A 20,327-nucleotide genomic window follows, 5' to 3' on the forward strand; every position below is an offset into this window, starting at 1 on the left:
CTCCCGCGGAGAGACTTTGATGATCGACCTGGCTACCTGGAACCTGTCCATCCCCGTCGGCGTACCGGCCACCACCATTCAGACCCCTGTACTGGTGGGCGGCTATCAGGACTACTACTTCAAAGCGGATAACGCTTCGATCTTCTTCTGGGCCCCGGTCAACGGCACCGTCACCGAAAGCGCCAGCTACCCGCGCAGCGAACTGCGTGAAACCTATGCCGACGGCAAACTGCGCAACTGGACCTACCCCAGCGCCGACAACTTCCTGCGCGCCGCCGTGGCGGTCACCCAAGTGCCTTCCACCGGCAAAGTGGTGATTGGCCAGATCCACGCCTATGGCAGCAACAAGCCGATGGTGAAGCTGGAGTTCCAATACAAAACCAAAACGGCCACCGCCACTGTCGTCGCCAAGGTGCGTAGCACACCGCTGGACGAGGAGGGCCAGGTGATCACCGTGCTCAGCGGCATACCGCTGAATCAGCGCTTCACCTACACCCTGCACCTGACGCCCAAGGGTTCGCTGGTGATCAACGTCAACAACGCCCAGTGGTCGACCGTGGTGGATCCGAGCTGGGCACCCAAGCCTTTGTACTTCAAGGCCGGGGTGTACACCCAGGACAACCAAGGCTACGAAACCGAAGCCGGTGCGGCGACCTTTTATGTGTTGAAGATTGACCATACGGCGGTGGCGACGGTCGCGGCCGCGAAAACCACAAAATAACGGACCACCACCGTCGTCCCAGCGCAGGCTGGGACCCAGAATTTCGGATCGGGCGAGGTCAGGTGCCCGGCTCAACAATCTCGATCCCAGCCTGCGCTGCAGTCCGACGATTAGGGATGACGGGTGTTTGGTTTTGAAAAAGAAAAAAGCCCGCCATAAAGGCGGGCTTTTTTTTGAGCGGCTAACGCCAGCGAACTTAGTTCACCTTGGCGTTCAGCTCACCCTTGGCATAACGCTGGAACATCGCTTCGAGCGAGATCGGTTTGATCTTCGAGGCGTTGCCGGCGGTGCCAAAGGCTTCGTAACGGGCGATGCAGACGTCGCGCATGGCTTTGACGGTTTCGCCAAAGAATTTGCGTGGGTCGAATTCGCTCGGGTTGGTGGCCATCAGGCGGCGCATGGCACCGGTGGAGGCCAGACGCAGGTCGGTGTCGATGTTGACCTTGCGCACGCCGTGCTTGATGCCTTCGACGATTTCTTCAACTGGTACGCCGTAGGTTTCTTTGATATCGCCGCCGTACTGGTTGATGATCGCCAGCCACTCTTGCGGTACCGAGGAAGAACCGTGCATCACCAGGTGGGTGTTGGGGATGCGTTTGTGGATTTCCTTGATGCGGTCGATGGCCAGCACGTCGCCGGTAGGCGGCTTGGTGAACTTGTAAGCGCCGTGACTGGTGCCGATGGCGATGGCCAGGGCATCCACCTGGGTCTTCTTGACGAAGTCGGCGGCTTCTTCCGGGTCGGTGAGCATCTGGCTGTGGTCCAGAACACCTTCGGCGCCGATGCCGTCTTCTTCACCGGCCATGCCGGTTTCCAGCGAACCCAGGCAGCCCAGCTCGCCTTCTACCGATACGCCGCAGGCATGGGCCATGGCCACGGTCTGTTGGGTAACGCGAACGTTGTACTCGTAGTCGGTAGGGGTTTTGCCGTCTTCGCCCAGCGAGCCGTCCATCATCACCGAGCTGAAGCCCAGTTGGATCGAGCGCTGGCAGACGTCAGGGCTGGTGCCGTGGTCCTGGTGCATGCACACCGGGATATGCGGGAATTCTTCGATTGCCGCCAGGATCAGGTGACGCAGGAACGGTGCGCCCGCGTATTTCCGTGCACCGGCCGAAGCCTGCACGATCACCGGGGAGTCGGTCTTGTCAGCCGCTTCCATGATGGCGCGCATCTGTTCCAGGTTGTTGACGTTGAAAGCTGGAACGCCGTAGCCGAATTCGGCGGCGTGGTCCAGCATCTGGCGCATGCTGATAAGTGCCATGGTTTAACTATCTCCCGGTTTCGCTAGTTAATCGTGCAAGCCTGCAACTGCGGGCATTGTATAGGCGAAGAGGGCACTGCGTTAGGCCCTCTGCCGTGTGAATACTCAGTGGGCTTTGCAGCCCCGGCCAATCAGGTCGTTATTGGCAACCCAGTAAAGCAGGCCTTCCTGTCCTTTTATGTGAAAGGCCAGGACATCGCTGCTATAGAAAGCCCCGGTCTCTACAGGTTCCTGTTTGAGCCGATAAACGATGTCGCCACCGCCCAGGCGTACGTCAACTTCGCGCTGGTCACTCTCGGCATACCGCCACAGGACCTTGGCCTGGCTGTCGCAGGTCCAGGTGGTCCACTGCTCAGTGGGTTGCGAGCTGGCACAGCCAGTCAGCACGCCACCAGCTGCAAGCAATACAAGGGCCATCCGGCCCATCACGCCTTTCATCCACACTCCTTATGGGCCAGCGTTGGCTTGCCCAGCTTTGCCTCAACTAAGGGCACCTCAGTCAGGGGCAGTTTTGCTCGTGACTGTCACTCATGGGTGGCTCGCCGGTGCTCTGCGCTTCCACCCGCTGATCATTCTGGTTGGTCGGCAGACTGATCTGCGCGGGGCTCATCACCTCGCAGGTACTCGGTGAGCCACCGCCGGCACAGCCGGTCAGTAGCAGTAACAACGAAACGGACAACAGGGTGGCGCGGGCACGGGTCATGGCGTTGTTCCTTTACGCGGGAGGGTTATTAGCAGTGACCCTTGGGGCGCTGAAATAGTTGCTCCTGCGTAATGGCGGCACTGCCGTGGTGCGCTACGGGCACTCCTCGGTGGCGGTGGCCGGCTGGTTATCGCCTTGGGCCGGCTGCGGCCGATGTTCTTCGTCGAAACGACGGTAGATCACCGCCGAGGTTTCTGCCCACCAGCTGGTTTGATAACAGCTTGGCTCACCAGCCTGTTGCGCCCGGCTGGGCGCATCCGGGGTGACCTTTTGCGGCTCCGCGCTGCTGCAGCCCAGCATCAGCAGGGTGGCAGCAGCGGGGACGGACAAACGGCCGTAGCGGTTCACCTCGTGGTTCACGCCTTGGCGCGCTGCTCGAGCACTTCCACGGCCGGCAGCACCTTGCCCTCGACGAACTCGAGGAAGGCACCACCACCGGTGGAAATGTAAGAGATCTGCTCGCCCACGCCATATTTGTCGATGGCCGCCAGGGTGTCGCCACCGCCGGCAATGGAGAACGCCGAGCTTTCCGCGATGGCCAGGGCCAGGGCCTTGGTGCCGTGACCGAACTGGTCGAATTCGAACACGCCTACCGGGCCGTTCCACAGGATGGTTTTCGAGGATTTCAGCAGGTCGGCGAACAGCGCCGCAGTTTGCGGGCCGATGTCGAGGATCATGTCGTCGTCGGCTACATCGCTGATGGCTTTGACGGTGGCTTCGGCGCTCTGGGCGAATTCCTTGGCCACCACTACGTCCACCGGCAACGGCACGCTGACCTTGGCGGCGATGGCTTTGGCGGTGTCCAGCAGATCCGGTTCGTACAGCGACTTGCCCACCGGGTAGCCGGCAGCGGCGAGGAAGGTGTTGGCGATGCCGCCACCGACGATCAGTTGATCGCAGATCTGGCTCAGGCTATTGAGCACGTCCAGCTTGGTGGAAACTTTCGAGCCGGCGACGATAGCGGCCATTGGCTTGGCCGGCGCGCCCAGGGCTTTGCCCAGCGCGTCCAGCTCAGCGGCCAGCAGCGGGCCGGCAGCAGCAACTTTGGCGAACTTGGCCACGCCATGGGTCGAGCCCTCGGCGCGGTGCGCGGTGCCGAAGGCGTCCATCACAAACACGTCGCACAGGGCGGCGTATTGCTGAGCCAGTTCATCGGCGTTCTTTTTCTCGCCTTTGTTAAAGCGCACATTTTCGAACAGGACGATATCGCCGGGGGCCACATCGACGCCGCTCAGGTAGTCGGCCACCAGCGGCACTTCACGGCCCAGGGCCTTGCTCAGGTAGTCGGCAACCGGCTTCAGGCTGTTCTCGGCGCTGAACTCGCCTTCGGTCGGACGCCCCAGGTGCGAGCACACCATCACTGCAGCGCCTTTTTCCAGGGCCAGTTTGATGGTGGGCAGGGAGGCGAGAATGCGCGCATCGCTGGTGACCACGCCGTCCTTGACGGGCACGTTGAGGTCTTCGCGAATCAGTACGCGCTTACCTTTGAGGTCGAGATCGCTCATTTTTTGAACAAGAAGTGTGGTCATGGCGCAGTCCTTCCCGGGCTGTTTGATCAAAGTTGGTTAGAAGCAGGTACGGCTGAAATGTCGAGATAGTGCTGAGCCACATCGAGCATGCGATTGGCGAAACCCCATTCATTGTCGAACCAGGCCAGCAGGTTCACCAGCCGGGGGCCGGAGACGCGGGTCTGACTGCCATCGACAATCGCCGAATGTGGGTCGTGGTTGAAATCGCAGCTGGCGTGCGGCAATTCGGTATAGGCCAGCAGACCCTTCAATGGCCCGCTTTCCGCCGCCTGACGCAGCACGCGGTTGATCTCGCTGGCATCGGTGTCGCGGGCGGTCTGCAGGGTAATGTCCAGGCACGAGACGTTCACCGTCGGCACCCGCACGGCTTTGGCCTGAATTCGCCCGGCAAGTTCCGGCAACAAACGCTCGATCCCGCGGGCCAGACCGGTGGACACCGGAATCACCGACTGGAATGCCGAGCGCGTGCGGCGCAGGTCTTCGTGGTGGTAAGCATCTATCACCGGCTGGTCGTTCATCGCCGAGTGAATGGTGGTGATCGATGCATATTCCAGACCCACCGCCTCGTTCAGCAATTTCAACAGCGGCACGCCGCAGTTGGTGGTGCACGAGGCGTTGGAGACCAGGGTTTCGCGGCCGGTCAGCGTCTGCTGGTTAACGCCGTAGACGATGGTGGCGTCGATATCCGCCTCGCTGGCCATTGGCTGCGAGAACAGCACGCGCGGCGCACCGGCATCGAGAAAGCGTTGGCCGTCGGCGCGGCTGTTATAGGCACCGGAGCATTCCAGCACCAGGTCGACACCCAGGGCCGCCCAGTCGATGCCTTCGGGCGTGGCGCTACGCAGCACTTGCAGGTTGTCGCCGTTGATATGCAGAAACTCGCCTTCGATGCGCACCTCGCCAGGGAACCGGCCGTGGGTGGAGTCGAAGCGGGTGAGGTATTCGAGGCTGGCGAGATCGGCCAGGTCGTTGACCGCCACCACCTGGAAACCGGCCTTGGCACCCCGCTCATACAGCGCGCGCAGCACGCAACGGCCGATGCGGCCATAACCGTTTAGGGCAACTTTGTAAGGGCGTTGGGACATGGACAGGCTCACGTCGGGTGGTGCGGAGGGGGTGCCACCTGCACCGCAGAATGGGTAGAGGCACAGCCGCAACCCATCGTTACCTGAATCGATGGGTTTCGCTGCGCTCTACCCATCCTACGGACGGGTCAGGCCAGGCTTTCAGCCTTCCAGCAACTCGCCGGCTTGCTCGAGGATATTCTCCACGGTGAAGCCGAAGTGTTCGAACAACGCTGGTGCCGGGGCCGACTCGCCGAAGCTGGTCATGCCGATCACGCGGCCTTCCAGGCCCACGTACTTGTACCAGTAATCGGCGTGAGCGGCTTCGATGGCAATACGCGCGCCCACTTGCAGCGGCAGAACCGACTGCTTGTAACCGGCGTCCTGGGCTTCGAACACGCTGGTGCACGGGATGGATACCACGCGCACCTTGCGGCCTTGTTCGGTGAGCTTGTCGTAAGCAGCAACGGCCAGACCGATTTCCGAACCGGTGGCGATCAGGATCAGCTCAGGCTCGCCGGCGCAGTCTTTGAGCACATAGCCACCGCGCTGCACGTTGGCCAGTTGCTCGGCATCACGCGCTTGGTGCGGCAGGTTCTGACGGGAGAAGATCAAGGCGCTCGGGCCGTCTTTACGTTCTACCGCGTGCTTCCAGGCGATGGCCGATTCAACGGCGTCAGCTGGACGCCAGGTGTCGAGGTTCGGCGTGGTGCGCAGGCTGGTCAGTTGCTCGATCGGCTGGTGCGTCGGGCCGTCTTCGCCCAGACCGATGGAGTCGTGGGTGAACACATACAGCACGCGCTTCTTCATCAGGGCCGACATGCGCACAGCGTTACGGGCGTATTCCATAAAGATCAGGAAGGTGGCGCCGTAAGGCACGAAGCCGCCGTGCAGGGCGACGCCGTTCATGATGGCGCTCATGCCGAATTCGCGCACGCCGTAGAACATGTAGTTGCCGGCCGCGTCTTCGGCGCTCACGCCTTTGCAGCCTTTCCACAGGGTCAGGTTGGAGCCGGCGAGGTCGGCCGAGCCGCCGAGGAACTCCGGCAGCAGCGGGCCAAAGGCATTGAGGGCGTTCTGGCTGGCTTTACGGCTGGCGATGGTTTCGCCTTTGCTCGCCACTTCATTGATATAGGCAGTGGCCTTGTCAGCGAAGTCGGCAGGCAGATCGCCGGCCAGGCGGCGTTTCAGTTCGCTGGCCAGTTCCGGGTGAGCGGCAGCGTAAGCGTCGAAGCGCTTGTTCCACTCAGCTTCGGCGGCAGCACCAGCAGCTTTGGCGTCCCACTCGGCGTAGATGTCGGCCGGCACTTCGAACGGACCGTGGTTCCAGCCCAGGGAGGCACGGGTCAGGGCGATTTCATCGGCACCCAGCGGTGCACCGTGGCAGTCTTCTTTGCCTTGTTTGTTTGGCGAGCCGAAGCCGATCACGGTTTTGCAGCAGATCAGGGTCGGCTGTGCGCTCTTGCGCGCGGTGTCGATGGCGATCTTGATTTCTTCGGCGTCGTGGCCGTCGACGTTGCGGATCACTTGCCAGCCGTAGGCTTCGAAGCGTTTCGGGGTGTCGTCGGTGAACCAGCCTTCGACTTCGCCATCGATGGAGATGCCGTTGTCATCGTAGAACGCGATCAGCTTGCCCAGGCCCAGGGTGCCGGCCAGCGAGCTCACTTCGTGGGAGATGCCTTCCATCATGCAACCGTCACCCAGGAACACATAGGTGTGGTGGTCGACGATGTTGTGGCCAGGACGGTTGAACTGCGCGCCCAGCACTTTCTCGGCCAGGGCAAAACCCACGGCATTGGCCAGGCCCTGACCCAATGGGCCAGTGGTGGTTTCTACACCCGGGGTGTAGCCGTATTCCGGGTGACCCGGGGTGCGGCTGTGCAGTTGGCGGAAGTTCTTCAGGTCGTCGATGGACAGGTCGTAACCGGTCAGGTGCAGCAACGAGTAGATCAACATCGAGCCGTGGCCGTTGGACAGAATGAAGCGGTCACGGTCGGCAAATTCGGGGTTGCTCGGGTTGTGCTTGAGGTAGTCGCGCCACAGCACCTCGGCGATATCCGCCATACCCATCGGAGCACCGGGGTGGCCGCTGTTGGCTTTTTGCACGGCATCCATGCTGAGGGCACGAATGGCGTTGGCACGCTCACGACGGCTGGGCATCGCTAATCTCCTGGAGGGGGCTGATCACAAAAAGGCGGCCATTTTCGCCCAGGCAGGTAGTGCGGGGCAATCACAGATGGTCGTACCGGGGTGCATTTGTCCCCTGCACGAACCTTCCCCACGCAATATCAAAACTTTTTGATATTGGCCTTGCTGGATAAAAAATGACCGACTAGACTGCGCAGCCTATGAATATGCGCGTCCCTCAGCTCCGCTTCGAGCCCGCCGATGAATTGGCTGCCCTGTGCAAAGCCGGCGGCGATCCGTTGCGTTTGAATGTACTGCGGGCGCTGTGCAACGACTCCTTTGGGGTGCTGGAGCTGGCGCAGATCTTCGCCACCGGACAGTCGGGCATGAGCCACCATTTGAAGGTACTGGCCCAGGCCGGCCTGGTGGCCACCCGCCGCGAAGGCAATGCGATTTTCTACCGGCGCGCCCTGGCGCCGGCCGAACGCCTTGGTGGCCTGCTGCACAACGCGCTACTTGATGAAGTCGACAGCCTGGAATTGCCGGCCGAGGTACAAACCCGTATCGCCGCCGTACATGGGCAACGGGCTGCAGCCAGCCAGGATTTTTTCAGCCGTATGGCGGAAAACTTCCAGGCCCAGCAGGATTTGATCGCCGGCCTGCCACAGTATCGCGACAGCGTGCTGGCCCTGCTCGACGCCCTGGGCTTCGCCAAGGACGCCACCGCACTGGAAGTCGGCCCCGGCGACGGCGGCTTTCTGCCGGAACTGGCGCGCCGTTTTGCTCGGGTCACCGCGCTGGACAACAGTCCGGCCATGCTTGAACTGGCGCGCATGCGCTGCGAACAGGAAGGCCTGGGCAACGTTGAGTTGCAACTGGCCGATGCATTAAATGAAGACAGCGAGCGACTGGTCGCCGACTGCGTGGTGCTGAACATGGTGTTGCACCACCTGGCCGCCCCCGCCGATGCGTTGAAACAGCTGGCGCAACGGGTCAAACCCGGCGGCAGCCTGTTGATTACCGAGCTATGCCGCCACAACCAGAGTTGGGCCCGCGAGGCCTGTGGTGATCTCTGGTTAGGCTTTGAACAGGACGACCTGGCCCACTGGGCAACCGCCGCAGGCCTCGTGCCCGGTGAAAGCCTCTACATTGGTTTACGCAATGGTTTCCAGATTCAGGTGCGCCATTTCCAGCGCGCCCCTGGCAGCCCGGACCCATCGGTAGCCGTAACGCTGCCGAACACTTGATAAACAGGAACCCGTCGAGATGAGCGAATACTCTCTTTTCACCTCTGAGTCCGTGTCTGAAGGACATCCAGACAAAATCGCCGACCAGATTTCCGATGCCGTGCTGGACGCCATCATTGCCCAGGACAAATTTGCTCGCGTGGCGTGCGAAACCCTGGTGAAAACCGGTGTAGCCATCATCGCGGGCGAAGTGACCACCAACGCCTGGGTCGACCTGGAAGAAATCGTCCGTAATGTCATCAGCGACATCGGCTACACCAGCTCCAATGTCGGCTTCGACGGTGCCACCTGCGGGGTGATGAACATCATCGGCAAGCAGTCCCCTGACATCAACCAGGGCGTTGACCGCAGCAAGCCGGAAGATCAGGGCGCTGGCGACCAGGGCCTGATGTTCGGCTACGCCAGCAACGACACCGACGTGCTGATGCCGGCGCCAATCTGCTACGCCCACCGCCTGGTCGAGCGCCAGGCCGAAGCACGCAAATCCGGCCTGCTGCCGTGGCTGCGCCCGGATGCCAAATCGCAAGTCACCTTCCGCTACGAAAATGGCAAGCCGGTGGCTGTGGATGCCGTGGTTCTGTCCACCCAGCACAACCCGGATGTCAGCTACAAAGACCTGCGCGAAGGCGTGATGGAACTGATCGTCAAGCACGTGCTGCCGGCTGAGTGGCTGCACAAAGACACCCAGTTCCACATCAACCCGACTGGTAACTTCGTAATCGGTGGCCCGGTTGGCGACTGTGGCCTGACCGGCCGCAAGATCATCGTCGACTCCTACGGCGGCATGGCCCGTCACGGTGGTGGCGCGTTCTCCGGTAAAGACCCATCCAAGGTTGACCGTTCCGCCGCCTACGCTGGTCGTTACGTGGCGAAGAACATCGTCGCTGCCGGCCTGGCCGATCGTTGCGAAATCCAGGTGTCCTACGCCATCGGCGTGGCCCAGCCGACTTCCGTATCGATCAACACCTTCGGTACCAACAAAGTCAGCGAAGAGACCATCATCAAACTGGTCCGCGACACCTTCGACCTGCGTCCGTACGCCATCACCAAAATGCTCGACCTGCTGCACCCGATGTACCAGGCCACCGCGGCCTACGGCCACTTCGGCCGTACCCCGGAGCAAGTGACTGTTGGCGACGACACCTTCACCACCTTCACCTGGGAAAAAACCGACAAAGCCGAACAGCTGCGCGCTGCTGCTGGCCTGTAAGGGCTACGTCGGAACACAAAAAGCCCCGCCTCGTGCGGGGCTTTTTGTATGGCGTGCTGGACATACCAAGCTGGTTTCAATGGGATAGACTTCAGGCCATTGTGACCGCGCGACGGCCTGCCCCTCGCGGTCTTTTCACTGCCATGGAGCGCCGCAATGCCTTGCCAACACCCTGTGCGTCACCTTGTTTGCGCTGCCCTGCTGAGCCTGCTGGCCAGCGCTGCGGTGGCGGCAGAAACCACTCAGACCCTCACCGGCTGCGCCGCCAAGCGTGATGAAATTCAGCAGCAGATCGAGCAAGCCAAGGCCGCAGGCAACAGCGCCGAGCAAGCCGGTCTGGAAACAGCCTTGAGCCAGGTGAAGAGCAATTGCACCGACGAGCAGCTGGAAAAATCCCGCGAGCAGAAGGTGCTCGACGCTCAGCACGAAGTGAAAAAACGTGAGAACGAGCTGCAAAAAGCCATGAGCAAGGGCGACCCGGAAAAGATCGACTCGCGCAAAAACAAACTCGCCGAGGCCCGCAAAGAACTCGACGAAGCAAAGAAGCAGCTTGAACGCTGATCAGTGGTTGCGGAACGCCTTGTGGCAGGTTTCGCAGGCGTCTTCTACAGCCTGTACCGGAGCGTCGAGTTTCTTCGCGTCCAGAGGCTGATCTTTACTCGCCACCACGAGGGCGGCAGTAGCGGTTTCCAGGTTCTTCGCCAGTTCCTGGAAGCGCGCCTGGTTTTCCCATACTTCGGGCTTGGCGCTGCTCTTGTCGGCTTCCTGCACCTGTGGGAAATACTGCCAAGGCTGCTTGGACAGCTCGTCGAGTTTCACCGCATCGGTGGCAAAACGGGCGCTATCGAACTGCACCCGACCGCGCAGCATGCCACCCAGGTCTTCGCCGGTTTTCAGCATCTGTTTGAACACCGTCTGACGCTTACCTTGCGGCGAATTGGGATCGACACCGCCACAGGCGGTGAGGGCCACGCAGGCCAGGGCAACGAGAAGGGATTTTTTCAGAATCATGGGCGAGGCTACTTTTGGCTGTTCAACGGCGGCCGCCAGTATCCTCGCCTGGACGCGGTTTACCAACCGCTGCGACGGCTGGTTGATGCGCCATGGTGCCGCATCTCCTTTAGCCTCGATTTTCTTGATCTTAGACACTGACGAAGAAGAAGCTGGCGATCAACGCCATGCCAATGCCCCAGACCAGCGAACGGATTGGCGCCCAGTCGGCCAGGTAGCAGATCAGGTACAGCACGCGGCTGACTACAAACCAGATCGCCAACAGATCGATGGTGGTCTGCGCGGCATGACCGACCTGATGGGCGATGATCACTGCAGCCGCGAAGGCCGGGGTCACTTCAAAGGCATTCAGTTGCGCATTGTTGGCGCGCCTGGCCGGGCCGGTCAGCGTGGCCTGTAGCGCACGCGGGTCGTGGTTGTGCTTGGGGGTAAAGCCGCCACCCAGGGCTTTGGCCACTACGGTGGACACATAGGGAAGAAACAGCGCGATCAGCACGCACCAATAAGCAATGGTCATGGCAACTCCTCGGTTTTATTGTCCGAGCAGCTTGCCTTTATCCCGGTGCGGAATCCATGGCCAGCGTCGCGCGGGTCCATGGCATATCGGTCAATCAGCCGACCCCTGGCGCAGCCGCAGGGTAATCAGTCCGAACCGCCCTCTTCCTTGAACTGATCACGGATATAGGTGATTTCGGTTTTGCCGTGGGGTGCCGGGTTGCCTTCGATGTCGACATTGACGAAGACCATCTTGTCGATGGTCAGGATGCTCTTGCGGGTGATCTTATTACGCACTTCGGCGCGCATGGTCAGCGAGGTGCGGCCAAATTCGGTGGCGGTGATGCCCAGTTCGATGATGTCGCTCTGGCGCGCCGAGGCGACGAAGTTGATTTCGGAAATCAGTTTGGTCACCACGCGCTGACTACCCAGCTGGATGATCGCGTAGATCGCCGCCTCTTCATCAATCCATTTCAACAGGCTGCCGCCGAACAGCGTGCCATTGGGGTTGAGGTCTTCGGGCTTCACCCATTTGCGTGTGTGGAAGTTCATACCTGCTCCTCATGTTGGGACGGGGGGAGCATGGCAGACACCACCTGAGCCTGTCGCAGCATGCCTATCAATAATGCTCATAGCCGGTGCGCATAAGTAGACGGAAAGCCTTGGGCAAGGCGCGCTGCTTGGCTATAATCCCCCAGCTTCAAAGCGGCCCAGCAGATTCTCGGCCGCTCCCGCCACCTGTTCGAGGGGCGCTGCAGCAGGGTCTTCGCCATGAAGTTTCCTGTCAGGCTCGAACAGGGCGTATCGAACAACGGGTTGAACACCTCGGTGATTCCCGGTTGTTAAAACGCATCAACGGCGCCCATTCGCACACCACGAATGGAGTTACAGCATGAGCGCTGCTTTTACCGACTATAAAGTCGCCGATATTTCCCTGGCCGCTTGGGGCCGTCGCGAAACCATCATCGCCGAATCCGAAATGCCAGCCCTGATGGGTCTGCGCCACAAGTACGCCGGCGAGCAGCCTTTGAAAGGCGCAAAAATCATCGGCTGCATCCACATGACCATTCAGACTGCCGTACTGATCGAAACCCTGGTTGCCCTGGGTGCCGAAGTGCGTTGGTCGTCCTGCAATATTTTCTCCACTCAAGACCAGGCTGCTGCTGCCATCGCCGCCGCCGGCATTCCGGTATTCGCCTGGAAAGGCGAGACCGAGCAAGAGTACGAGTGGTGCATCGAGCAGACCATCCTCAAGGATGGCCAGCCATGGGATGCCAACATGATCCTCGACGACGGCGGCGACCTGACCGAGATCATCCACAAGAAATACCCGGCCATGCTTGACCGTATCCACGGCGTGACCGAAGAAACCACCACTGGCGTACACCGTCTGCTGGACATGCTGGCCAAGGGCGAGCTGAAGATCCCGGCCATCAACGTCAACGACTCGGTGACCAAGAGCAAGAACGACAACAAGTACGGCTGCCGTCACAGCCTGAACGACGCCATCAAGCGCGGCACCGACCACCTGCTGTCCGGCAAACAAGCGCTGGTAATCGGCTACGGTGACGTGGGCAAGGGCTCGGCTCAATCGCTGCGTCAGGAAGGCATGATCGTCAAGGTCACCGAAGTTGACCCGATCTGCGCCATGCAAGCCTGCATGGACGGTTTCGAAGTGGTTTCGCCATTCATTGATGGCAACAACGACGGTACCGCCGCCAGCATCGACAAACTGCTGCTGGGCAAGATCGACCTGATCGTCACCACCACCGGTAACGTCAACGTCTGCGACAGCAACATGCTTACCGCCCTGAAAAAACGCGCCGTGGTGTGCAACATCGGTCACTTCGACAACGAGATCGACACCGCTTTCATGCGCAAGAACTGGGCATGGGAAGAAGTGAAGCCGCAGGTGCACAAGGTTCACCGCACTGGCGCCGGCAGCTTCGACCCGCACAACGATGACTACCTGATTCTGCTCGCCGAAGGCCGCCTGGTTAACCTGGGCAACGCCACCGGTCACCCGAGCCGCATCATGGATGGCTCGTTCGCCAACCAGGTACTGGCGCAGATCTTCCTGTTCGGCCAGAAGTACGCCGACCTGGCACCGGCGCAAAAAGCCGAGCGCCTGACCGTGGAAGTGCTGCCGAAGAAACTCGACGAAGAAGTGGCCCTGGAAATGGTCAAGGGTTTCGGCGGCGTTGTGACCAAACTGACCAAAACCCAAGCCGACTATATCGGCGTGGCGCAGGAAGGTCCGTTCAAGCCACACGCCTACCGCTACTGATGTGCCCGGCGCGCGCCTCGTGCGCGCGCTTGCCGCGAAGTACAGGCTCGCGCTTTTCTTCAGGAAAGCCGGGCCTGTCGACCATTCGCCAGCGTGACCAAGAGCACCTTTAAATGAGCAAAGAACGTCGCTACAGCTTCGAGTTTTTCCCGACCAAGACCGATGCTGGGCATGAAAAACTGATGGCCACCGCCCGTGTGCTGGCCGGCTACAACCCCGATTTTTTCTCCTGCACCTACGGTGCCGGGGGCTCCACCCGTGACCGCACGATCAACACCGTGCTGCAACTGGACAGCGAAGTGCAGGTTTCCACCGCACCGCACCTGTCTTGCGTGGGCGACAGCAAGGCCGAACTGCGTGCCCTGCTCAAGCAATACCAGGAAGCGGGCATCAAGCGCATCGTCGCCCTGCGCGGCGACCTGCCATCCGGCATGGGCATGGCCAGCGGCGAGCTGCGTCACGCCAACGACCTGGTGAGCTTTATCCGTGAAGAAACCGGCAGCCACTTCCATATCGAAGTTGCCGCCTACCCGGAGATGCACCCGCAAGCGCGCAACTTCGAAGACGACATCGCCAACTTCGTGCGCAAGGCCAAGGCCGGTGCCGACAGCGCGATCACCCAGTACTTCTTCAACGCCGACAGCTACTTCTACTTCGTCGAGCGCGTACGCAAGATGGGCGTCACCATTCCCATCGTGCCGGGCATCATGCCGATCACCAACTACAGCAAACTGGCGCGCTTCTCCGACGCCTGTGGTGCCGAGATCCCTCGCTGGATTCGCAAACAGTTGGAGGCTTATGCCGACGACATCGACAGCATTCAGGCTTACGGCGAGCAGGTCATCACAGAAATGTGCGACCGCCTGCTGCAAGGTGGCGCACCGGGTCTGCACTTCTATACCCTGAACCAGGCAGAACCCAGCCTGGCGATCTGGAACAACCTCAAGCTGCCGCGCTAAGCGGCACCTGAGTGAACGACCGTTGTGCACAGCGGTCCATTTCGCACGACGCACGCAGTAGAAGCGCTCTCAGGCTAGAGCCAGTAAGGCGGAGTGAAACCGAAAAGCGCAGCGTACTTAAGTACGTGAGCATTTTCGGTTTTGCTCCAACGCCGCATGGCCGACGCCTGGGAGTGCGCTGCCGTACACCGTTGTATATACTCCGGGCTCCCGCTTGGCTTACGCCCGGACGTTGACCCTCCTAGAGGTCAGCAGGACCGGACGGGAACGCGCCCTCAACGCGTTTCATGCACGGCAGACTTTCCCTATGGGCCACGCCCTAACTAAACAGGATTACTCATGTCCTTTGCTTCCCTCGGTCTCTCCGAGGCTTTAGTCAGTGCCGTCGAGGCTGCTGGCTACACCGAGCCCACTCCAGTGCAACAGCGGGCTATCCCCGCCGTGTTGCAAGGTCGCGATCTGATGGTTGCCGCCCAGACGGGCACCGGTAAAACCGGTGGCTTCGCCTTGCCGATCCTCGAGCGCCTGTTCCCCAACGGTCACCCGGACCGCGAACACCGCCATGGCCCGAAACAGCCCCGCGTACTGGTGCTGACACCGACCCGCGAGCTCGCCGCCCAGGTGCACGACAGCTTCAAGCTGTATGCCCGCGATCTGAAATTCGTCAGCACCTGCATTTTTGGCGGTGTTGGCATGAACCCCCAGGTACAGGCCATGGCCCGCGGTGTCGACGTACTCGTCGCCTGCCCCGGCCGCCTGCTCGACCTTGCCGGCCAAGGCAGCGTGGATCTGTCCCACGTGGAAATCCTGGTGCTGGACGAAGCCGACCGGATGCTCGACATGGGCTTTATCCATGACGTGAAGAAGGTCCTCGCGCGCTTGCCGAGCAAACGCCAGAACCTGCTGTTCTCGGCGACCTTTTCCAAAGACATCACCGATCTCGCCGGCAAACTGCTGCACAACCCCGAGCGTATCGAAGTGACGCCGCCGAACACCACGGTCGAGCGTATCGAGCAACGGGTGTTCCGCCTGCAGGCCAATCACAAGCGCGCCCTGCTCGCGCACCTGATCACCGCTGGTGCCTGGGAACAAGTGCTGGTGTTCACCCGTACCAAGCACGGTGCCAACCGCCTCGCCGAGTACCTCGACAAGCATGGCCTGCCGGCAGTGGCGATTCATGGCAATAAGAGCCAGAACGCCCGCACCAAGGCCCTGGCCGACTTCAAGGCCAATGCCGTGCGCATTCTGGTGGCCACCGATATCGCCGCTCGCGGCCTGGATATCGACCAGCTGCCCCACGTGGTCAACTTCGAGCTGCCAAACGTTGAAGAAGATTACGTACACCGTATCGGCCGTACTGGCCGTGCCGGTCGTAGCGGCGAAGCGATCTCGCTGGTAGCACCCGACGAAGAGAAGCTGCTCAAAGGCATCGAGCGCATGACCAAACAGAAGATCGCCGACGGCGACCTGATGGGCTTTGATGCCAGCACCGTGGAAGCGGAAAAACCGGAAGTGCGCGAGCGCCCTGAAGGTCAGAACCGTGGCCGTGGTGCCCCGCGTGATCCGAACAAACCGGGCGGTGGCGGTGGCGGTGATCGCCGTGGCAGCGGACGCAAGGACAAAGGTAAGGACGGCAAGGACAAACCTGCCGCCCAGGGCCGTGACAAGCCAGCCGGCCAAGGTCGCCAGCAACAGCCCCGTCAGGGCCAACCGCGCAGCAATGAGCCGCGTCAGCCACGCACCAGCAGCGCTGCCCCGGCAGTTCAACCGTTGCCAGCCGATCGCGCGCCGGACGAGTTCCTCGACGACGAAATCGACAACTTTGGAAACCGTGCCGATTACGTCAGCCCGAACCAGAACCGCGGCCAGCAAAACCGTGGCCGTCGCCCGGCCGCCAGTGGCCCGAGCGCCAGCAACGGTGTTGGCCAGGGCGCACCGCGTCCGGCCGGGCAACCGCCGCGTGGTCAGTCGCCGCGTCCGCAAGGCCAGGGCAAGCCCCAGGGGCAGCGCAATGGTGGTGCCGCCGCCAACGGTCAGGGCAAGCGCCCGCAACGCAACGGCGGTCAGCCGCGCCGTGACGACTCGCGCGCCCGCCCCGACGCCCTGCGTCAGGAACCGGCCGTTCGCGGTCCGCGTGAGCCACAGCACCAACCGGTGATCGTGCACAAGGAGTCGAAAATCGACCGTACCCTGACGCCCGAGCAGCTGGAGCAACTGGACAAACTGCCGAGCCGCAATCGTGGCGAAAAACCGGCACTGCTGACCCGTAACCGCGAAGGCTAAGCCTCGCGCGTTATACAAAAACACCGGCCTTGTGCCGGTGTTTTTGTATGTGGAGAACCGTAGGGCGAATACCCGCTTGCGCATATCGGCGGATATCACTTGGCGATATTCGCCTACGTCGGCACGCAGCGCCCACAACACTCCCCGTAGAAGCGGCTTTAGCCGCGATGCTTTTGATCGTTAAGAGCATCGCGGCTGAAGCCGCTCCTACGAGTGGGTATGTAGGTTGGGTTGAGCCGAAGGCGACGCCCAACCAGCCGTACACCGAGCCCACCCGCGTTGGGCTTCGCTCGCCGAACCCGGACCGACCCGACCTACGTCTGTCACACACCAAAACGCCGGCACTGGGCCGGCGTTTTGGTTGGCGGGATTAACCCTTACTTCTTCACACCTTCAAACGAAATAATCAGCTCCAGCTCCTGGGATTTCGGGCCCAGGTCTTTCTGAATCTCGAAGTCTTTCAGCTTGATGGTGGTAGTGCCGTCAAACGCTGCACGGTAACCGCCCCATGGATCTTTGCCTTCACCCAGGAAAGTCGCCTTGATCACTACAGGCTTGGTCACGCCGTGCAGGGTCAGGTTACCGGTAACGTCCGCGGTGCCTTCGCCAGTGGATTTAACCGAAGTCGAAACGAACTTGGCTTCCGGGAATTTCGACACGTCGAGGAAGTCGGCGGTGCGGATGTGCTTGTCGCGCTCGGCGTGGTTGGTGTCGACGCTGGTGGTTTTCAGGGTGACGTCGATCTTGCTCGCTTCGGGGTTCTTGGCGTCGAAGCTGAAGGTACCTTCCCAGTCCTTGAAGGTGCCGTAGATGTAGCTGAAGCCCAGATGGCTGATCTTGAAGTTGATAAAGGCGTGCTGGCCTTGCTTGTCGATGGTGTAGTCGTCAGCCATAACCTGGCCGGCGCTCAGCAGAGCGGTACCGAGGGCCAGAGCAGCCAGGGATTTTTTCAGGTTGAGCATTGCGTAAGTCCTTCTGATGCAGTGAGGGGGTTAGTCGGCGCGACGGCCAAACATACGGGTCAGGGTTACATCGTGGTCGATGAAATGGTGCTTTAAAGCGGCTAACGCATGGAGACCGGCAAAAATCACCAAACCCCAGGCCAGGTACAAATGCACTGCACCGGCAACGTCTTCCTGATCGGGAATGCTGGTGAGTGAGGCAGGTACCGCGAACAAGCCGAATACCTCAATCGGCCGGCCATCGGCGGTGGAAATCAGGTAGCCGGCAATCAGTACGGCGAACAAAACCAGATACAGCACACTATGGCCCAGCTTGGCGCCCAGGCGGGTGGCCGGACTGTAGCTGCTGAGCGTCGGTGGTGGCGGGCTGATAAAACGCCACAGCAGACGTACCACCATCAGCGCCAGCAAGGTCAGACCGATGCTTTTATGCAGCGCCGGGGCGGAGTGGTTATAGGGGCTGTAGTAGTCGAGGGTAACCATCCACAGCCCCAGGCCGAACAATCCAAATACCGCCAAAGCGATGCCCCAGTGCAAAACGATGCTGACCAGACCATAACGAGAAGAGGAGTTGCGCAGCTGCATGTAGGGGATTCCGTGAAAAAGCAGTGGGGTAAGACTAGCGATAAATCTATCGAGTTAAAGCGAAAAATCCTGCTTTGAAATATCGGGAAATACGATGATTTAGGGCGGGATAGATGGGAGGAAAGAACAGGTGACCGAGTGGTCGGGGAAGGCGGGAACTTTTGGGTCACAGAAGAACAAGGATCAAGAGCATCGAGGCTGAAGCCTCCCACATAGAACGCGATCCACTGTGGGAGAGACTTCAGCCTCGAGTTTTTCGGCGCGGCGAGGTTAGAACAGCTTGGAGAAGAACCCCGGCTCGTCTTTGCCGTCGTTGTCTTTCTTCGCCGGAGCCGCTTCGGCCACCACCGGTTTGGTCGGGTCGACGAAGGTACCGGCGAGCAGATCCTGCGCCTGACTGGCCGCGCGCTGGCCACTGCGCAGTGCACCTTCCAGCGTACCGGGATACAGGGCATCGGTATGTTCGCCAGCAAATATCACGCGCTGCAGCGGTTTTTCCCATAGACGCCAGTTACGCGTCAGCTGGCCCGGGCCGTAGGCCAGGTAGGAACCGCCGGTGGACGGGTCGGTGCTGTAGCGTTTGATTTCATAGCCGGTAAAGGCCCCACGGGCTTTCGGGTAGAAGGCGTGCAGGCGGATCAGCACCTGGTCGACCATCTGCTTGTCACCGAAGGCCTGCAGTACACGGGCGTTGTCGCCGGACAGGTTGATCACCACGTTGGCACCGCCTTTGGCCGCTGGCTCGATCCACAGCATGCCCAGGCCCTGGTCGGTGAAGATCTCACCGGACAGCCGCGCCTTGCTCTCCCACACCGGGGTTTTGAACTTGAGCATGACCTGATCGCGCCAACCGTAGTTGGTGCCTTTGATCGCGGCTGTGTGGGCGGCATCCAGGGCCGGAGTCAGCTGGATCTGCGCCAGGGCTTTCAACGGCACAGCCAGCACCACGTAGTCGGCGCTGTAACCCACGGCACCGGCTTTGACCGTCACGCCATCCTTGTCCTGGCTGACGGCCGAGACCTTGGCGTTGGTCTTGATGGTTTTCAACTGTTTGAGGAACGCCCCGGCCAGCACCTGACTGCCGCCGGGCAGACGCGCCGCACGCAGATCGCGATCGTCGATGCCGCGATAAACCCGGGTCTGCTGGGCCAGATAGAGCAGCGACAGGCGCGACGGTTCGTCATAGCGCGAACGGATGCGCTGGTTCACCAGCAGGCGTGCGGTAGGCGGCAGCGCCAACTTGTCCAGCCACTTGGCCACGGTCATCTGGTCGAGGGCGAACAGCGTGTTGTTGGCCGCCGGGTTCATCGGGTCGCTGATGGAAGCGGCCAGATCGTCCAGGCTCTTGTCGAAACGCTTGAGCGCTTCAGCGGTTTCCGGCTGCTTGGTGGTCAGATCGGCGGCGGTGAAGTACTCGCCATTGATCAGGTAGCTGGGGTTACGCACAAACTCGGGGGCGGCCAGGGTTTGTAACTTGAAAGCATCGATATAGCCGTTCAGGGTGGGTTGCACCTTTTTGCCACCGATCCACTCGCTGGTGGCCAGACCGGAACGACCGCCAATGCTCGGTTTGGCTTCCAGCAGAGTGACCTGCCAGCCCTTCTGCTGCAGCTCGTAGGCGGCGGTCAGACCGGACAACCCACCACCGACCACGATCGCCGTCGGAACCTTGCTGGCAGCCGGCTTATCGGCAGCCTGCGCGGCCCCACTGCATACACCCAATGCCAGCAACGCCAAGGCGCGCAAACCGGTCCGCAACATACACAACTCCTTCTACCCGTTCCGCAGGCAGCGGAATACTTTGAGATGGCGCGCAGAATACGCCGCCGCCCGCAGCGCAGCCAGCCAGGTCCGTCGGGTAAATGGTGTTTGGGTTGTTACAA

At 61.0% G+C, this 20,327-nt stretch carries 19 protein-coding genes, 1 pseudogene and 1 riboswitch; of the genes and pseudogenes, 7 read left to right on the plus strand and 13 right to left on the minus strand.

Features of this window, described 5'->3' with window-relative positions; all coding sequences use genetic code 11:
• The first annotated feature begins 19 nt into the window (after positions 1–19).
• Positions 20–721 (plus strand): polysaccharide lyase family 7 protein, encoded by a 702-nt coding sequence (locus tag ACVW0Y_RS15740; RefSeq protein ID WP_457439327.1) that lies wholly within the window; start codon positions 20–22, stop codon positions 719–721.
• 196 nt (positions 722–917) lie between these two features.
• Here the strand turns inward: ACVW0Y_RS15740 and fba are convergent, their stop codons facing one another.
• The 7 genes from fba to tkt all read right to left on the minus strand — a co-directional run bounded on the left by fba (position 918) and on the right by tkt (position 7,438).
• Positions 918–1,982, minus strand: a complete 1,065-nt coding sequence (fba, locus tag ACVW0Y_RS15745; RefSeq protein WP_416427291.1) for a class II fructose-bisphosphate aldolase — start codon at positions 1,980–1,982, stop codon at positions 918–920.
• A gap of 105 nt (positions 1,983–2,087) precedes the next feature.
• Positions 2,088–2,420, minus strand: a complete 333-nt coding sequence (locus ACVW0Y_RS15750; protein ID WP_457439329.1) for an MliC family protein — start codon at positions 2,418–2,420, stop codon at positions 2,088–2,090.
• 61 nt (positions 2,421–2,481) lie between these two features.
• Positions 2,482–2,685, minus strand: a complete 204-nt coding sequence (locus ACVW0Y_RS15755; RefSeq protein ID WP_457439331.1) for a hypothetical protein — start codon at positions 2,683–2,685, stop codon at positions 2,482–2,484.
• Between the two features lie 93 nt (positions 2,686–2,778).
• Entirely contained in the window at positions 2,779–3,045 is a 267-nt protein-coding gene (locus ACVW0Y_RS15760) for a hypothetical protein (RefSeq protein ID WP_457439333.1), read from the minus strand.
• Entirely contained in the window at positions 3,042–4,214 is a 1,173-nt protein-coding gene (locus ACVW0Y_RS15765; RefSeq protein WP_457439335.1) for a phosphoglycerate kinase, read from the minus strand. The genes ACVW0Y_RS15760 and ACVW0Y_RS15765 overlap by 4 nt, the downstream gene beginning before the upstream one ends.
• A gap of 26 nt (positions 4,215–4,240) precedes the next feature.
• Positions 4,241–5,299, minus strand: a complete 1,059-nt coding sequence (gene epd / locus ACVW0Y_RS15770) for an erythrose-4-phosphate dehydrogenase (protein ID WP_457439337.1) — start codon at positions 5,297–5,299, stop codon at positions 4,241–4,243.
• Between the two features lie 141 nt (positions 5,300–5,440).
• Positions 5,441–7,438 carry a transketolase gene (gene tkt, locus ACVW0Y_RS15775; protein ID WP_457439339.1) on the minus strand — a complete coding sequence of 666 codons (1,998 nt, stop codon included), beginning with the start codon at positions 7,436–7,438 and terminating at the stop codon, positions 5,441–5,443.
• A 188-nt stretch (positions 7,439–7,626) separates the two neighbouring features.
• On the opposite strand from tkt, the gene ACVW0Y_RS15780 reads away from it, so the two are divergent.
• The 3 genes from ACVW0Y_RS15780 (at position 7,627) to ACVW0Y_RS15790 (ending at position 10,423) form a co-directional block, all read left to right on the plus strand.
• A complete protein-coding gene (locus ACVW0Y_RS15780) occupies positions 7,627–8,652 on the plus strand; it encodes an ArsR/SmtB family transcription factor (RefSeq protein WP_457439341.1) in 1,026 nt (341 codons plus the stop codon).
• Positions 8,653–8,671: 19 nt separating this feature from the next.
• On the plus strand, positions 8,672–9,862 hold the full coding sequence (metK, locus tag ACVW0Y_RS15785; protein ID WP_457439343.1) for a methionine adenosyltransferase: 1,191 nt from the start codon (positions 8,672–8,674) through the stop codon (positions 9,860–9,862).
• A gap of 156 nt (positions 9,863–10,018) precedes the next feature.
• Complete coding sequence (locus ACVW0Y_RS15790) at positions 10,019–10,423, plus strand: DUF1090 domain-containing protein (protein ID WP_457439344.1); 405 nt, start codon at positions 10,019–10,021, stop codon at positions 10,421–10,423.
• Here the strand turns inward: ACVW0Y_RS15790 and ACVW0Y_RS15795 are convergent, their stop codons facing one another.
• From ACVW0Y_RS15795 to ACVW0Y_RS15805, 3 genes are all read right to left on the minus strand, one after another.
• Positions 10,424–10,873 carry a c-type cytochrome gene (locus ACVW0Y_RS15795; RefSeq protein WP_457439346.1) on the minus strand — a complete coding sequence of 150 codons (450 nt, stop codon included), beginning with the start codon at positions 10,871–10,873 and terminating at the stop codon, positions 10,424–10,426. It lies immediately after the preceding gene.
• 130 nt (positions 10,874–11,003) lie between these two features.
• Positions 11,004–11,390, minus strand: coding sequence for an MAPEG family protein (locus tag ACVW0Y_RS15800; protein ID WP_457439348.1), 387 nt, complete (start codon positions 11,388–11,390; stop codon positions 11,004–11,006).
• Positions 11,391–11,515: 125 nt separating this feature from the next.
• Positions 11,516–11,920: an acyl-CoA thioesterase gene (locus ACVW0Y_RS15805; protein WP_457439349.1), complete on the minus strand. Its 405-nt coding sequence runs from the start codon at positions 11,918–11,920 to the stop codon at positions 11,516–11,518.
• A gap of 186 nt (positions 11,921–12,106) precedes the next feature.
• Positions 12,107–12,239: riboswitch (S-adenosyl-L-homocysteine riboswitch) on the plus strand.
• 21 nt (positions 12,240–12,260) lie between these two features.
• On the opposite strand from ACVW0Y_RS15805, the gene ahcY reads away from it, so the two are divergent.
• From ahcY to ACVW0Y_RS15820, 3 genes are all read left to right on the plus strand, one after another.
• Positions 12,261–13,655: an adenosylhomocysteinase gene (gene ahcY, locus ACVW0Y_RS15810; protein ID WP_457439351.1), complete on the plus strand. Its 1,395-nt coding sequence runs from the start codon at positions 12,261–12,263 to the stop codon at positions 13,653–13,655.
• A 113-nt stretch (positions 13,656–13,768) separates the two neighbouring features.
• Positions 13,769–14,614: a methylenetetrahydrofolate reductase [NAD(P)H] gene (gene metF / locus ACVW0Y_RS15815; RefSeq protein ID WP_457439353.1), complete on the plus strand. Its 846-nt coding sequence runs from the start codon at positions 13,769–13,771 to the stop codon at positions 14,612–14,614.
• A 339-nt stretch (positions 14,615–14,953) separates the two neighbouring features.
• Positions 14,954–16,897 (plus strand): DEAD/DEAH box helicase, encoded by a 1,944-nt coding sequence (locus tag ACVW0Y_RS15820; RefSeq protein WP_457439355.1) that lies wholly within the window; start codon positions 14,954–14,956, stop codon positions 16,895–16,897.
• Between the two features lie 377 nt (positions 16,898–17,274).
• Here ACVW0Y_RS15820 and ACVW0Y_RS15825 read toward each other — a convergent pair whose 3' ends face one another.
• The 3 genes and pseudogenes from ACVW0Y_RS15825 to ACVW0Y_RS15835 all read right to left on the minus strand — a co-directional run.
• The gene (locus ACVW0Y_RS15825; RefSeq protein WP_457439357.1) at positions 17,275–17,859 is read right to left on the minus strand and encodes a YceI family protein; all 585 of its coding nucleotides are present in this window, start codon (positions 17,857–17,859) and stop codon (positions 17,275–17,277) included.
• A gap of 30 nt (positions 17,860–17,889) precedes the next feature.
• Positions 17,890–18,444: a cytochrome b gene (locus tag ACVW0Y_RS15830; protein WP_457439359.1), complete on the minus strand. Its 555-nt coding sequence runs from the start codon at positions 18,442–18,444 to the stop codon at positions 17,890–17,892.
• Between the two features lie 273 nt (positions 18,445–18,717).
• Positions 18,718–20,205 (minus strand): annotated as a pseudogene (locus ACVW0Y_RS15835) (flavin monoamine oxidase family protein); the annotation flags it as partial.
• Positions 20,206–20,327: the final 122 nt, after the last annotated feature.

It is taken from the genome of Pseudomonas sp. TE3786, assembly GCF_054057335.1.